A 13,582-nucleotide genomic window follows, 5' to 3' on the forward strand; every position below is an offset into this window, starting at 1 on the left:
AACAGGATGACGCGCAGCCCATATGGATTACTGATTGGTGCCAGGCAGTAGCTCAAAGGTTGGGGTAAACGGGGTGATGGCGGCCATCAACAGTTCGAAGGGTTTACGGTCGCCTTCGAATGTGGCTTTGCCGGCCGCGACGAGTTGATCGAAGCCGGTTTTCCTTGCCATTACGCCTTCAAGATCAGAGCGGTCAACGGTGATAGTGAGGTCGGCATTTTTCGCTTGCTGCCCCTTGATGTTGGTCAGTGTTGAATTGCTCAACTCAACCACAAATTGCTCACCGTTGTCAGGCGTCTTGAGATTCAAAACGAGGTGTTGATCCGCGACTTTGCTTCCGTCCAGGGCGATGCCGAGGTATTCCAGCCACAACTCCGTGCTCATGGCGCGGATAAGGTCTGGCCCGGTGGATTTTGGCGGCACCCCTTTGGGCATGCCATGGCGTAATTCATACGCTGCAGCGAGGAAGCTGTTGCGCACCCCGGCACTTTCCTTCTGATAGCCGACCTGCTCATAGACATCCGCAAGCAGATCCTTGGCCTTGCTGTTCTGTGGTTCTGCATAGACCAGCTTATTGAGGATTTCATAGGCTTCGCGGTATTTGCCTTGATCAAACAGGGATTTCCCCTTGGTCATGATCTTGTCTGCGCCGCCCATCATTTCTACATACAGCGGCGCCGAATCTTTCGGAGACAGCGGCATCAGCGTCGCCGGGTTGGCATCCCAGTAACCCAGGTAGCGGTTGATCACGGCGCGGCTATTGTGCTCTTCCGAACCGTGGTAGCTATGGGTCGCCCAATTGTTTTTCAGGCTTTCGGGCAACTTGTAGACGTTTTGAATCTCGTTGATGGTGACGCCCTGGTTGGCGGCGTGCAGTACGGCATTGTTCAGGTTGGCGTAGGCATCGCGTTGCGCGCGCATGACGTCCTGAATGCGCTCATTGCCCCAACGTGGCCAACTGTGCGCCGCGAACATGACGTCGGCCTGTTGTCCGTAACGATACAAGGCGTTATTGATGTTCTTCGACCAGACCAGTGGATCACGGACCAGGGCACCACGCAGCGTGTAAATATTATGGATAGTGCCGGTAATATTTTCGGCGGCCCAGAATGCCTTGAATTGCGGGAACCAGGTATTCATCTCCGCCGGCGCTTCGGTGCCGGGTGTGCTTTGAAACTCCATTTCCACACCGTCGATGGTCAGGGTCTCGAAATCTTTCGCGATATAGCGATTGGGCTCAATCAGCCCCATGTTGCCAATGGAGGCATTTTTACCAATGGCCATGTCGACATGGCCATACGGGCTGTGCGGCAACATCACACCATATTGGAAGAACGCGCGCCGGTTCATGGCATTGCCGGCGTAGACGTTTTCAGCCACGGCATGTTCCATAAAACCTGTCGGTGCTATCAGCGGGACCTTGCCGCTGCGCACATCGGCTTCATCGACCACTCCGCGGATACCACCGAAATGGTCGGCATGGGAGTGAGAGATCACTACCGCTACGACCGGGCGCTGGCCGAGTTTTTCATTAATGAAGTCCAGGGCAGCCTTGGCGGTTTCCTTCGACATCAGGGTGTCGAACACAATCCAGCCCGTATCGCCCTTGATGAAGGTGATGTTGGCCAGGTCAAACCCGCGCACTTGGTAGATCTTCTCCGGAACGACTTCATACAGACCGAAGGCCATGTTGAGTACCGCCTGGCGTTGCAGGGACGGATTGATACTGTCGTAGTCCTTGCCTTCCAGCAGGAAGTTATAGCTGCCCATGTTCCAGGCGACATTCCCGGCCTCGGCCATGATCTTGTTGTAGGACGGTGCAGCGATGAAGCCTTTTTTCGCTTCTTCAAAATCGCGCTTGTCCGCAAACGGAAGAGCCTTGCGCAAACCATTTTGCATCTCGATCGTGTAAGGCGAAGGCGCTTTGCCCTTGCTGTCGAAATGCGCATTTTGTGTTGAGGCTGGATCAGAACTTAAGCCGTTTGCATCGGCAGCAAAAATGGCCGGGCTGACGCCACTGCCAAGGGTGATTGCCAGTGCCAGATGGAGGGTCTTGTTGTACATGAAAGGGTTCCTGCGCCAAAGGGTGTGCCAATGAGCGTCAATGCCGTTGATTGCGCACGGTGCCTGTTTTGTGCGTCGTCAGCTTGACCCGTCAGGCCATGAATAGCATATTCATTTCATTCCGAAAAATTCCGTTTTGATACTTTTCGATAACATAAAGGTTATGAGATGACACCACGCCGCTTACGTCAGTTTTTGGCATTGATTGAACATGCGCACTTTGGTCGGGCAGCAAAAGCGTTGGGGGTTTCCCAGCCGGCGCTGAGCAAAAGCATCCAATTGCTGGAGACCGAGCTCGGGGTCACGCTGTTCGACCGACGCACAGAAGGCGTCGTGTTGACTGCGTTTGGTCATTTGCTTCGGGAAAAAAGCCAACGCCTGTTAGTGGCCGAGGAGGACCTGCGGCGGGACATCGCCTTGCTGGCGGGTGGAGAAATCGGAGCCCTCAGGGTCGCTCTGGGTCCCTACCCCAGCATCACCAGCGGTTATGCCAGCATCGCGCGATTGCATGCCCGGCATCCGCAAATCAAGGTCACTGCACATGTCGCCGGATGGCGTGAAGTTGCTCATCAGGTCGCCACCGGGGCAGTGGATTTGGGGATCGCCGAAATCAGCACATTGCAAGGCAGGGAAGCGTTCACCTGTGAGCTGTTGGGTGAGCACGAAGGACGCCTGTTTTGTCGCCCCGGCCATCCGCTGCTGTCGCAACGCCGTTCACTGAACTTAGCGCAAACACTCGGTTATCCATGGGTGGGCTCGCGCATTCCGCTGCGGCTGGCTACCCATTTGCTCCCGTCAACGTTGGGCTGTGCCGGCGCTTATGATGCGTTGACGGGTGATTTTGTTCCGGCGATCGAAATAGACGTGCCCATGCAAATCGTTAAATTCGTCGAGAACAGTAATGCGCTGGCTATAGGGACTTTATCGACTTTTGAGCGAGAGTACCTGGCGGGCGAGATCGTACCGTTACCCCTCCATGACCTGGCACTGCGTACCCGTTATGGCTTCATCTACCTTAAAGAGCGCTCTCTGCCACCCGCTGTAGAGGTTTACATGAGGGAAGTGAGGGCAGTGGAAGAAGAGATTTGTCAGCGTGAAAGCCTTCTGACCCAGATGAAGTGAAACAAGGATCGCCGCCAGCGGTTCACCCGGCACCTGGCAAAGCACATCCTCCGATACCCGCTATCACTTGCTCGCTCTCACCTGCCTGCACCCAGCCCGAATCATTACACATTTAATTTTTCATCTACCAATTGTGTAATATTACCGATTGAGCTAGATTTCTGCCGAAAGCGTAATGATTTGGAAACACAATGAAACCTTGCGTAAAAAGCCTGGTACTCGAACTGCTGGTAGCCAAGAACGGCATTCCCTTGCAGGTCAGGGAAGCCATCGTCGCCTGTGAGCTCTTCGGAATCAGTGAAAACAACGTTCGGGTCACCCTGGCGCGCCTCTCTATCGAAGCACTGCTTGAAGGTGCGGGGCGCGGCAGTTATCAGCTGGGACCACAGGCCAAGGATATCTCGGCGCAATTGTTTGGTTGGCGTAGCGTCGAGCAGCATCTGCGGCCGTGGGACGGTAGTTATCTAATGGTCGCGTGCAACGCCTTGGGGCGCAGTGACCGCAACATCTTGCGCCAGCGTGAGCGCGCGCTGCACATGATGGGTTTCGCGGAACAGGGCAAGGATCTGTATGTCCGGCCGAACAACATCGAGCCTGATATCGAGTCGTTGCGTCGACGTTTGATCGAGCTTGGCCTGGAGCCGGCCGCATTGGTTTTTCAGGCCACGGGCTTCGAAGACACGCAAGTACAGCAGATACAAAGCCTGTGGAATGGTGAGTTGCTTAACGACAGCTACCGCCGCCATGGCGAGCAACTGGAGAGCTGGGCCTTACGCGCCGAGCAACTGAGACTGAATACGGCCGCACGCGAATCTTTCATCCTCGGTCGCGAAGCAATCCGCCAGATAGTTTTCGATCCCCTGCTGCCTGAGCCCTTGGTCGATGTGGCGCTGCGCACCGAATTCTTTGCCTGTACCCAACGTTTCGTGGATCAGGGTCACCAGATCTGGCGCACCTTTTTACAACAGCCTTAAAGACACAACTGATTCATCACCCAGGCCGGCTACAGGCCTTTGATGTCGAGGATAGACATGCATAACAAGACCAAGATCAGCGATATTCTCAGCCGCGACGAAATCAAATCCTTTAGTGAACGCTCAGACGGCTGGGGCGCCTGGGCGGTGGGTTCTACCTGGGGTGTGCTGGCCTTGACCTTTGTTGGTCTGGCCTGGGCCCGCGAACTTTTGCCCTTGTGGGGATTCAGCCTCGCCCTGATCGTAGGTGTCGTCATTATTGCCGGACGCCAGTTGTGTTTCGGAATTTTGCAGCACGACGCCGCGCACGGCACATTGTTCAAAACCAAATGGTGCAATGATGTACTGGTCGATTGGTTGTGCGCCCGGCCGATCTGGAACGAACTGCGCAAGTACCGTCCCTATCATCTGACCCATCACGCCAAAACCTCCACCGTTGAAGATCCCGATCTCTGTCTGGTGGCGGGGCTGCCTACGACTCGCCGCTCGTTGATGCGCAAGTGTTTGCGTGATCTTTCTGGAGTTACCGGCCTCAAGTTCCTGGTGGGACGATTACTGATGGACGCCGGCGTACTGCAATGGTCGCTGACCAGCGATATCCGCCGCTTGCCACAGGCAGGTCGTCATTGGTGGGACTACCCACGAACTTTCTTCAGAAACGCCAGCGGTATGCTGCTCACGAACGGAGTGCTCTTTGCTGCGTTATGGATCAGCGGAAATGCCTGGTTATACGGCGTTTGGGTGCTGGCCTATATCACACCGTTCCCGCTGTTCATCCGCATTCGCTCCATGGCGGAACATGCCTGTCTGGAATCAAGCCCGGACGTACTCCGCAATACTCGTACTACACAGGCTGGTTTGATCGCCCGCGCTTGCGTGGCACCTATTCGAGTCAACTTTCACATCGAGCATCATCTAATGGCGTCAGTGCCGTATTTTCGCCTGCCACAATTGCATGCGCTTTTGCGCGACCGTGGCATCGTACCGAAACCACCCACTTACTTGCAGGTGCTCCGGCTGGTGAGCATTCGGGGTCACAAAGTCTGATTGTAAATCGGGGTTTTCAGGGATTTGGGGGGCTATAAAAGTAGATGCTCATGAGCGTAACGCCGTATTAATGAGCTATACCCAATAGTCCCCCCAACGCACTTCTTCCATTATTGGAGGTTGGCAATGAAACCCTGTAGCCCCCTCGCAACACTATTGATCACCGCAAGTCTCTTCGGCTGCACCAGCTCATCAAACCAATCAATGAACCTTCCTCTGGCAGCGACCCACAAAAATCCGGGGCAGGTTGCCAATACCACGTTGACCGGCGTAGGCAATCAAACCAACTTTGACTTCTACGTCACAGGCGTTCCAATCGGAACCGTCATGCCTCCGCGCTTATACACGTTCATCAACAAAGGCAGTTGCCGGGAACCAGGGCCAGCCGCCTACGCAATGAACGACAAGGTAAACACTGAACCCAATGCGGGTACCGGTGGATGGTCCTTTTACAGAAGCGCGCCGATAAAAATGCCAGACCTGCTCTCCGGCAAGTATTCCGTTGTCGTGCGAACCTCACCCGAGGATGGCAACGTCGATATTTTTTGCGGCGATATTGCGCAAGCGACCCAATGACTTTGCTTATTTCATTTGTGAATAGAAACGCCGCCCTATCTGGCGATTGCCTTGCTGTTTATCGTATTCATGATGGGTGTATATACAGTTTGTAATCCTGGCGTTACATACACCCGCTAAAACATTGCAATCGCCACGTTCAATTGACAAAACCGCACTAGACTCATTCGTGCGCCTTAATCCGTGCATGGTCAGGCAATAAGGGGGAAGTGATTCTGTACGCAGTACCTAGGCTAATTGCTCGGTGGTCAATGCACCAAGGGTCAATGTTGATGTGCACTCATCACCCGGTTGCTAACACCATGAAACAACGAGGAATCCTGGTATGGAACAGCTATCGGATCGTTTCAGGCTATCTATCGTGTTTGCTGCACTTTTGTCACTGAACGGACTGACCCACGCGGCTCAAACGGAAAAGACCAATATCCTGTTTATCGTCTCCGACGATACCGGCTATGGCGACCTTGGCCCCTACGGAGGTGGGGTCGGTCGAGGCATGCCTACGCCCAGCATCGATGAGCTGGCGGCAGAGGGGGTCACTTTTTATTCTTTTTATGCCCAGCCAAGCTGCACGCCTGGTCGGGCGGCCATGCAAACCGGGCGTATTCCCAATCGTAGCGGCATGACCACCGTAGCCATGCAAGGCCAGGGCGGTGGCTTGCCGGCAGCTGAATGGACCTTGGCCTCGGTGCTGAAGACCGGCGGCTACGACACCTATTTCACCGGTAAGTGGCACTTGGGCGAAGCGGATTATGCCTTGCCCAATGCGCAAGGTTACGACGTGATGAAATACGTCGGCCTGTACCACCTCAATGCTTACACCTATGCCGACCCCGAATGGTTCCCGGACATGGATTCGGAAACCCGCGAGATGTTTCAAAGAGTGACCAAGGGCGCTATGTCCGGCAAGGCGGGCGAAAAACCGGTCGAAGAATTCAAGGTCAACGGCCAGTACGTGGATACGCCTGTCGTGGATGGCAAACCCGGTGTGGTCGGTATCCCGTTCTTTGACAACTATGTTGAAAAAGCCGCACTGGAGTTTCTCGACACAGCGGCCAAATCGGACAAGCCGTTTTTTATCAACGTCAACTTCATGAAGGTGCACCAGCCGAACATGCCAGCACCGGAGTTTGTTCATAAGTCCATGTCTAAATCCAAGTACGCCGACTCCGTGGTCGAACTGGATACCCGCATAGGTCGCATCATGGACAAACTCAAGGCGCTCGGGATGGATAAGAACACCCTGGTGGTTTACACCACTGACAACGGCGCCTGGCAAGATGTTTATCCGGATGCCGGCTACACGCCGTTCCGCGGGACCAAGGGCACAGTGCGTGAAGGCGGTAACCGGGTTCCAGCAATTGCCGTCTGGCCAGAGAAAATCAAACCAGACACAAAAAACCACGAGATTCTCGGTGGCCTGGATTTGATGGCGACGTTCGCCTCCGTTGCTGGTGTGAAGCTGCCTGAGAAAGATCGCGAGGGTCAGCCGATCATCTTCGACAGTTACGACATGACACCCGTGCTCACCGGCACGGCCCCTTCCCCACGCAAAGAATGGTTCTACTTTACCGAGAACGAATTGACCCCGGGTGCGGCCCGTGTTGGCAACTATAAGGCCGTGTTCAACTTGCGCGGTGACGATGGCGCGCATACCGGTGGTCTGGCGGTGGACGCTAACCTGGGGTGGAAAGGCGCAGAAAAATATGTGGCCACCGTGCCGCAAGTCTTTGACTTGTGGCAAGACCCGCAAGAGCGCTATGACCTCTTCATGACCACCTTTACAGAGCGTACCTGGACGATGGTGCCGATCACGGCCGCGATCATGAAGCTGATGAAAACCTACGTCGAATACCCACCGCGCAAACTGCAAAGTATGGGTTATGACGGTCCTATCACGCTTTCGCAGTACCAGAAATTCCAATCCGTGCGTGAGGCTCTGAAGAAAGAAGGCATCAACCTGCCGATGCCAGCCGGCAACTGATCAATCAGCCGAAAATGGCGGTCTCATCAGAGGTCGCCACTTCGCAGCTTGAAGTTGGCGAATATCCACCACTCGTGAAAAATCAAGCAGTGGGTATTTAATGGTCCGCCTTCTCGCCGGATTTACGGGGAGTAATCCATGAACGACATCTCGTTGGTTCGTCGGTCAACGCGTTGGCTCTGGCTTGTCTTGTTGTGGCCGCTGCTGCTGCATGCGGCCGAACCCTTACCCTCTTGGCGCGAGGGCCCTTCCAAACATGCCATTGTTGAATTTGTCCAGGCAGTGACGGCTGATGGTTCCAAGGATTTTGTGCCATCGGCTGCACGCATTGCAGTGTTCGATAACGACGGCACGCTTTGGAGCGAACAGCCCCTGTATTTTCAGATGCTGTTCGCCCTTGAGGAAGTCAAACGCCTGGCACCACAGCATCCTGAATGGCAACAACAGCAGCCATTCAAGGCAGTGCTGGACAATGACCAGAAAACCTTGGCTGACAGCGGTATGGAGGGACTGATGAAGATCATCGATGCCACCCATACCGAGATCAGTACTCAAGCCTTTTTGGCCAATGTCCGAGCATGGCTCGCCAAGGCCGTCCATCCCAAAACCCATAAGCCTTACACCGAAATGGTCTATCAGCCGATGCTGGAATTGCTGGCCTATTTGCGAGCCAACGGCTTCAAAACGTACATCGTGTCGGGAGGCGAAGTGGAGTTCATGCGCGCCTGGACGGAGGAAGTGTATGGCGTTCCACCGGAGCAGGTGATCGGCACCACCTTCACCGGTGAGTATCAATATAACGCAGGCAAACCGGTAATCATGCGCACGCCAAAGCTCGCTCATAACGATGATGGCCCTGGTAAACCCGTCAGTATTGATGCCGTTATAGGCCGCCGACCGATCTTCGCTTTTGGTAACTCCGATGGCGATCAGCAAATGTTGCAATGGACCGCCGCAGGCGACGGCAAGCGCTTTATGGGACTTGTGCATCACACCGATGCACAGCGTGAATGGGCGTACGACCGAGAGTCGAAGGTCGGCAAGCTGGACAAAGTATTGGATGAAGCACGGGCGCAGAACTGGACAGTAGTGGATATGGCGAAAGAGTGGGGCAAAATCTACCCTTTTGATACCGCAGCCCCATGAAACCTATCGCCTCTACCCCCCTTCACTGCGGCTTGGGCTCTGGCGGTTGTGGTTGTGGTTGGAGTTACTTGGGAAACAACAGCGTATATGCCACCCGAAATCCCCAGCCCTCAGCACCATCTTTCGGGCTGTCAACCCAGTAACGCGGCCCTGCTTGCAGGCTCATGGGTTGACGACCTACGTTGAACAGCTGGGTGACGAAGAGCTTAATCGGCACTGACCATTCGCGGGTTTGCCAGTCGTAGGTGGATTCGGCGTTGATGCCGTAGGTGGTATAGGTGGTGTAGCTAAAGAACGGTTGCAGAAAGGTTTGGTTGATTTTGTCTTTGTCATCGGGCGGGTTGTTTTCCAGCGCCCAGATGTGATTGGCCAAAATGCCGCGGGTCCAGCCTTTATTCATAAGTAGCTCCTTCTCGATATTGAGAATATGGACTACCACTTATGTTGGACCGTTAGCGAACGAACCGGCCCCGTTCAGCTTAGTTCAGCTTTTCTCGATGATTGCTAATTCGATTTAGAGGGTGCGTGGGGCGCCTATTGATGAGTCCATGGGCATGTGGCCGCCAGTTACGCTGATTCGATAACGGATGTTTGCCGAGGTTAGTATGCAAATCAGAACAGCAGCCCTGCCCACCCTTACGCTCCTTGCGCTCTGCTGTCAGCAAACCTGGGCTGGCGGCATCATGCTCTACGAAATCGGCACGGATAACACTGGCCTGGCCAATGCCGGTGCCGCCGCCCGCGCTCAAGGCCCTTCGACCATCGCCAGTAATCCGGCGGGCATGAGTTATCTGCCGGGCACGCAGATCACCGGCGGTTTGCAGGTGCTTTATGGCGACCTGACCTTTGACCGCGATTCCGATACCAACGTCACGGGCAGCGGCAGTGGCAACGCTCTCGATCCGATTCCCGGCGGCAGCTTCTTTATCAGCCATGAACTGGATGACCACTGGAGCGTCGGCTTCGGCCAGTACGGCGACTTTGGGCTGGCGGTCAATTACGACAACGAATGGTCGGGGCGTTACTTCGCGCAGAACGCCAGCCTGCTTGGTTTGTCGATGGTGCCAAGCGTGGCGTACCGCTTTAACGAGCAGTGGTCAGTGGGGCTCGGCGTGAGAGCCATGTACGGCATGTTGCAAGCACAGACCGCCATCGACCGCTCGCCGTTCGGCTTCACCGACCGCAGCGACGGGCAGTTCAAATACAAGGACAAGGATTGGGGTTTTGGTGCCAACGCGGGCGTGATTTACGCCCCGCAACCCGGCACGCGCATCGGTCTGACTTACACCAGCAAGGTCGACCTGGAGTTCGAAGACGGGCTGGACGTCAAGGGCGATGGCCGGTTGCTGGAGCGGGTCAATGGCACCCACACCCAACTGGATATGACGGTGCCGCAAACCGTCACTCTGAGTCTGTTCCAGCAACTCGACCGGCAATGGGCGTTACTGGCGTCGGTCAACTGGCAGGACTGGTCGGAGTTCGGTGACATCGCCGTGCAGGTAGACACCACGGCGCTGGGATCGCAATCGAGAACCGTCGACGCCAACTTCAAGGACACCTGGCATCTCTCCCTCGGCGCGCAATACCAGGCTACCGAGCAACTGTTGTGGAACTTTGGAGTGGCGTATGACAGCAGCGCCGTCTCGGACAGCAATCGCACCTTCACCGTGCCCATGGGCGAATCCTGGCGCATTGCAACGGGGGCCACCTATGCTCTGAACAAGGACACCGATGTCAACGTCAGCTGGGCCATGGTCTGGCTCGGCGATATGTCGGTGGACCAGACCAAATCCGTGTCGGGCACTCGAACCTCCGGTCAGTTCGACAACGCCTGGATTCAAGCTGTGACCGGAAACATGACCTGGCGATTCTGAAGCGTTGCTACCAAAAATTCGACTTTATCCATGGAGCACACACCACTATGAACTTGCCCCGAAACTTGCTTGTCGGCGCCACACTGGCCGGTCTGTTGCTCAGCGGTTGTACCTCGAAAGTCACCGAACAGGACCAATACTCCGGCTTTCTGCCCAACTACAACAACCTGGAAGAAGTGACCACCACCAGCGGCGAGAAGGCCATGCGCTGGGTGAGTCCGTCGTGGAACGCAAACGCTTACGACACGGTGGTGTTCAACAAGCTGGAACTCTATCCGGCGCCCAAGCCCAACGAGCGGGTCAACCAGCAGACGCTGGACGAATTGCAGAACTACATGACCAGCAAGGCCAAAGGCGTGCTCGGCCAGAAATACCGGGTGGTTTCAAACGAGAGCGCAGCACCGGCCGGGTCAAAACCCCTGCTCCTGCGCGCAGCTATCACCGGTGTGAGTGCCTCCAACGAAGGCATGAAATGGTATGAAGTGGTGCCGGTCGCGGCCGTGGTCGGGGCGACGCAGGCAGCCACCGGTCACCGGGATCAGGACACTAACCTGTTCATCGAAGCCGAGTTTATCGACGCGAAAACCAATCAGACCGTAGCCAAAGTCGTACGCAAGGTATTTGGCAGCCAGCTGTCGAACGAAAGCCAGAAAATCACCACGAAAGACTTTAAGGCCGCCATCGACAAATTGAATGCCGATCTCTGGGCGTTCATCCGCAGCTGAGCCCTGTTTCAACCGCCGACACACGTTGGCGGTTGAACAAGCCTCAAGCAGAGGGCAACTGACATGTGGACCTGTTCATCGCTTCGATTCTCAAGATTGCAAATGCCGTTATTCGCCGCAGCGCTCATCGCCAGTATGCTGATGCTGAGTGCATGCGCGACGGTCGATGCCCAGACGACCGCGTACGTCGGGGTTGAGCATCCCGCGCCAACCCTGCCCAGTGAAGTCCAGGTATTACGCGCAGAACCGACGCGCCCCAATGTACGGTTGGGCGAAATCCTGATCGATGCCACGGTCGACCCGGCGCCGCCCATTACGCAGGTCGAACAAAAACTGCGTGAGGAAGCCGCCAAGCTTGGCGCAGACGCGGTAGTCGTCGTTTACGACCAGATTCAGCCCGTCGCCGCCTACGTCACAGGCCCGCTGTGGAGCCGTGACATAGAAACGATCCAGGGACGCAAGCTCAAAGGCATTGCCATCAAATACCAGTAATGAGGTGACCAACAATGAAAGCTGTTCTGTCCTGGCTGACGGTCACGTTGGCGACTGTGCTGATCAGCGCCTGCTCCGCCGTCGGATCAACCGATGGTGGTGCCGGTGAAATTGAAATTCGCTCAGGAAAGATTGAGCAGATTTCTCTGACGCAGATGCAGACCAATCACGACAGTGGAGTCGGCGCTGTACTCGGTGGCCTTGGTGGTCTCGGTATCGGCAGCCTGATCGGCCGCGGCACCGGGCGGGATGTCGCCATGGTAGCTGGCGCACTGGCCGGTGCCGTTGGCGGCAATTATGCAGAGAAGAAAAAGTACGACCAACCTGTCCAGGCACAGCAGATCATCGTGCGGGTCAAAAGTGGCGTGCTCGTATCGGTGACCCAGCCTATCAATCCGTCTCTGGGTAAAGGCATGAACGTTTATATCGAGGGCTCAGGTAATGATGCTCGGGTGGTACCGCAAGGGGGTTAAAAGACTGGGACATGAACCGATTTCATTCGAGCAACTGACGACGTCTGGCGCCCGGGGACATGAAAAACCAGCGCTGGCAAGCGCGATTGAACACACTCTGTTCGCTATAGCCGAGAAGACCGGCAACCTGAGACATAGGCATGTGTCTTTCCGCCAGATAGTGGTCGGCACGCTCGCGGCGCAGCGTCTCGACCAGTTCGTCAAAGCTTCGCCCCTCCTCGGCCAGCCTGCGTTGCAACATACGCACGTGCATGCCGAGTTGCTCGGCAATTAATGGCAAACGGCACCGCTGTATCGGCATCATGCGCAGCACCAGACGCTCAACTTGATTGACAACATCGGATGTCGCTTGCAAGTCAAACTGATCGAAATAGCGTTCCAGTGCGTGATGCAGGTAAGGCGCCTGCTGCTCGATGCGTTGACTCAATTGTTCGTCACGCAGAACCAGGGCATTGCAGGATTGGCCGGTGTACACCTGCGTTTTGAAGTAGCGCCGATAACGTGCCTGCGCGAGTGAGTGATGCGCTGAAAATAACACCGACTGGGCAACGAAGTTGTCGCCGTATAGCACCTTCATGCCGTTATGCGCCACCCCCATCGCCAGCTCCTCCATTTGCCGTCGCGGGCTGAGTCCGGATAGCCGGATATCGATCACCAAGCGCGGCGCCTTGGCCTCACTCAGGTCCAGATCAAGCTGGATGCCCGGGCTGTGGTAACCGATAAAACGGATGATTTGCGCCAACGCTTCTCCCGCCGTCGCACAAGTTCGGGCAATCACCGCAATCGGCCCGAGTATATGCAAGTCCTGATATTCGGCCATGCGCAGACCAAAATCAGGGCACTCCAGCTCTCGCGCAGCAAACTCCAACAACCCTACCAACGAACGTAACGGCACGCGCGCGTCCTCGTCCATCAGCAGGTACGGATTGATGCGGAAGCGTTCAAGCATAAGGTCAGCATTCCCGCCGAGCTGGCTCGTCACTTCACGGAATCCGGTAAATGAGGTCGTTCTGATCAAAGATGTCATGTCATCAAAGATCAAATAAATGTCACGAGAGATCAATAATTTTCTGAGCGTTTAAGCCAACAATCCACCCAGGTAACC

12 protein-coding genes and 1 pseudogene are annotated in these 13,582 nt (G+C 55.6%); 10 read left to right on the forward strand and 3 right to left on the reverse strand.

All coding sequences use genetic code 11. The features are described 5' to 3' along the window. Window positions 1–27: 27 nt before the first annotated feature. Complete coding sequence (locus tag ACIQV9_RS18005; protein WP_403104082.1) at window positions 28–2,064, reverse strand: alkyl/aryl-sulfatase; 2,037 nt, start codon at window positions 2,062–2,064, stop codon at window positions 28–30. Window positions 2,065–2,232: 168 nt separating this feature from the next. Here ACIQV9_RS18005 and ACIQV9_RS18010 point away from each other — a divergent pair, with 168 nt between their 5' ends. From ACIQV9_RS18010 to ACIQV9_RS18035, 6 genes are all read left to right on the forward strand, one after another. After that, the gene (locus ACIQV9_RS18010) at window positions 2,233–3,186 is read left to right on the forward strand and encodes a LysR family transcriptional regulator (protein ID WP_403104085.1); all 954 of its coding nucleotides are present in this window, start codon (window positions 2,233–2,235) and stop codon (window positions 3,184–3,186) included. Between the two features lie 191 nt (window positions 3,187–3,377). Then, window positions 3,378–4,160: a PaaX family transcriptional regulator C-terminal domain-containing protein gene (locus tag ACIQV9_RS18015; RefSeq protein ID WP_403104087.1), complete on the forward strand. Its 783-nt coding sequence runs from the start codon at window positions 3,378–3,380 to the stop codon at window positions 4,158–4,160. 57 nt (window positions 4,161–4,217) lie between these two features. Next, window positions 4,218–5,207, forward strand: a complete 990-nt coding sequence (locus ACIQV9_RS18020; RefSeq protein ID WP_403104091.1) for a fatty acid desaturase family protein — start codon at window positions 4,218–4,220, stop codon at window positions 5,205–5,207. A gap of 126 nt (window positions 5,208–5,333) precedes the next feature. Then, window positions 5,334–5,783 (forward strand): hypothetical protein, encoded by a 450-nt coding sequence (locus ACIQV9_RS18025; protein WP_403104094.1) that lies wholly within the window; start codon window positions 5,334–5,336, stop codon window positions 5,781–5,783. A gap of 325 nt (window positions 5,784–6,108) precedes the next feature. Next, window positions 6,109–7,767 (forward strand): arylsulfatase, encoded by a 1,659-nt coding sequence (locus ACIQV9_RS18030; RefSeq protein ID WP_403104097.1) that lies wholly within the window; start codon window positions 6,109–6,111, stop codon window positions 7,765–7,767. A gap of 138 nt (window positions 7,768–7,905) precedes the next feature. Next, window positions 7,906–8,913 (forward strand): HAD family hydrolase, encoded by a 1,008-nt coding sequence (locus ACIQV9_RS18035; RefSeq protein ID WP_403104100.1) that lies wholly within the window; start codon window positions 7,906–7,908, stop codon window positions 8,911–8,913. A 64-nt stretch (window positions 8,914–8,977) separates the two neighbouring features. Here the strand turns inward: ACIQV9_RS18035 and ACIQV9_RS18040 are convergent. Further along, window positions 8,978–9,319 (reverse strand): annotated as a pseudogene (locus ACIQV9_RS18040) (transporter); the annotation flags it as partial. A gap of 199 nt (window positions 9,320–9,518) precedes the next feature. Here ACIQV9_RS18040 and ACIQV9_RS18045 point away from each other — a divergent pair. The 4 genes from ACIQV9_RS18045 to ACIQV9_RS18060 all read left to right on the forward strand — a co-directional run bounded on the left by ACIQV9_RS18045 (window position 9,519) and on the right by ACIQV9_RS18060 (window position 12,477). Further along, complete coding sequence (locus tag ACIQV9_RS18045; RefSeq protein ID WP_403104103.1) at window positions 9,519–10,787, forward strand: OmpP1/FadL family transporter; 1,269 nt, start codon at window positions 9,519–9,521, stop codon at window positions 10,785–10,787. A gap of 47 nt (window positions 10,788–10,834) precedes the next feature. After that, a complete protein-coding gene (locus ACIQV9_RS18050) occupies window positions 10,835–11,512 on the forward strand; it encodes a DUF3313 domain-containing protein (protein ID WP_403104106.1) in 678 nt (225 codons plus the stop codon). Window positions 11,513–11,614: 102 nt separating this feature from the next. After that, complete coding sequence (locus ACIQV9_RS18055; RefSeq protein ID WP_403104109.1) at window positions 11,615–12,004, forward strand: hypothetical protein; 390 nt, start codon at window positions 11,615–11,617, stop codon at window positions 12,002–12,004. A gap of 14 nt (window positions 12,005–12,018) precedes the next feature. Further along, complete coding sequence (locus tag ACIQV9_RS18060; protein WP_403104111.1) at window positions 12,019–12,477, forward strand: glycine zipper 2TM domain-containing protein; 459 nt, start codon at window positions 12,019–12,021, stop codon at window positions 12,475–12,477. Between the two features lie 22 nt (window positions 12,478–12,499). Here ACIQV9_RS18060 and ACIQV9_RS18065 read toward each other — a convergent pair whose 3' ends face one another. Beyond that, window positions 12,500–13,540 carry an AraC family transcriptional regulator gene (locus tag ACIQV9_RS18065; RefSeq protein ID WP_403104114.1) on the reverse strand — a complete coding sequence of 347 codons (1,041 nt, stop codon included), beginning with the start codon at window positions 13,538–13,540 and terminating at the stop codon, window positions 12,500–12,502. Window positions 13,541–13,582 lie beyond the last annotated feature (42 nt).

It is taken from the genome of Pseudomonas sp. NPDC099000 (assembly GCF_044759925.1).
Lineage (GTDB): Bacteria > Pseudomonadota > Gammaproteobacteria > Pseudomonadales > Pseudomonadaceae > Aquipseudomonas.

Bases quoted from the DNA above. Each gene is read 5' to 3' on its own strand.
- ACIQV9_RS18005 (WP_403104082.1), bottom strand. From the start codon at position 2,064: ATGTACAACAAGACCCTCCATCTGGCACTGGCAATCACCCTTGGCAGT.
- ACIQV9_RS18035 (WP_403104100.1), top strand. From the start codon at position 7,906: ATGAACGACATCTCGTTGGTTCGTCGGTCAACGCGTTGGCTCTGGCTT.
- ACIQV9_RS18045 (WP_403104103.1), top strand. From the start codon at position 9,519: ATGCAAATCAGAACAGCAGCCCTGCCCACCCTTACGCTCCTTGCGCTC.
- ACIQV9_RS18030 (WP_403104097.1), top strand. From the start codon at position 6,109: ATGGAACAGCTATCGGATCGTTTCAGGCTATCTATCGTGTTTGCTGCA.
- ACIQV9_RS18020 (WP_403104091.1), top strand. From the start codon at position 4,218: ATGCATAACAAGACCAAGATCAGCGATATTCTCAGCCGCGACGAAATC.
- ACIQV9_RS18060 (WP_403104111.1), top strand. From the start codon at position 12,019: ATGAAAGCTGTTCTGTCCTGGCTGACGGTCACGTTGGCGACTGTGCTG.
- ACIQV9_RS18025 (WP_403104094.1), top strand. From the start codon at position 5,334: ATGAAACCCTGTAGCCCCCTCGCAACACTATTGATCACCGCAAGTCTC.
- ACIQV9_RS18050 (WP_403104106.1), top strand. From the start codon at position 10,835: ATGAACTTGCCCCGAAACTTGCTTGTCGGCGCCACACTGGCCGGTCTG.
- ACIQV9_RS18055 (WP_403104109.1), top strand. From the start codon at position 11,615: ATGCCGTTATTCGCCGCAGCGCTCATCGCCAGTATGCTGATGCTGAGT.
- ACIQV9_RS18015 (WP_403104087.1), top strand. From the start codon at position 3,378: ATGAAACCTTGCGTAAAAAGCCTGGTACTCGAACTGCTGGTAGCCAAG.
- ACIQV9_RS18010 (WP_403104085.1), top strand. From the start codon at position 2,233: ATGACACCACGCCGCTTACGTCAGTTTTTGGCATTGATTGAACATGCG.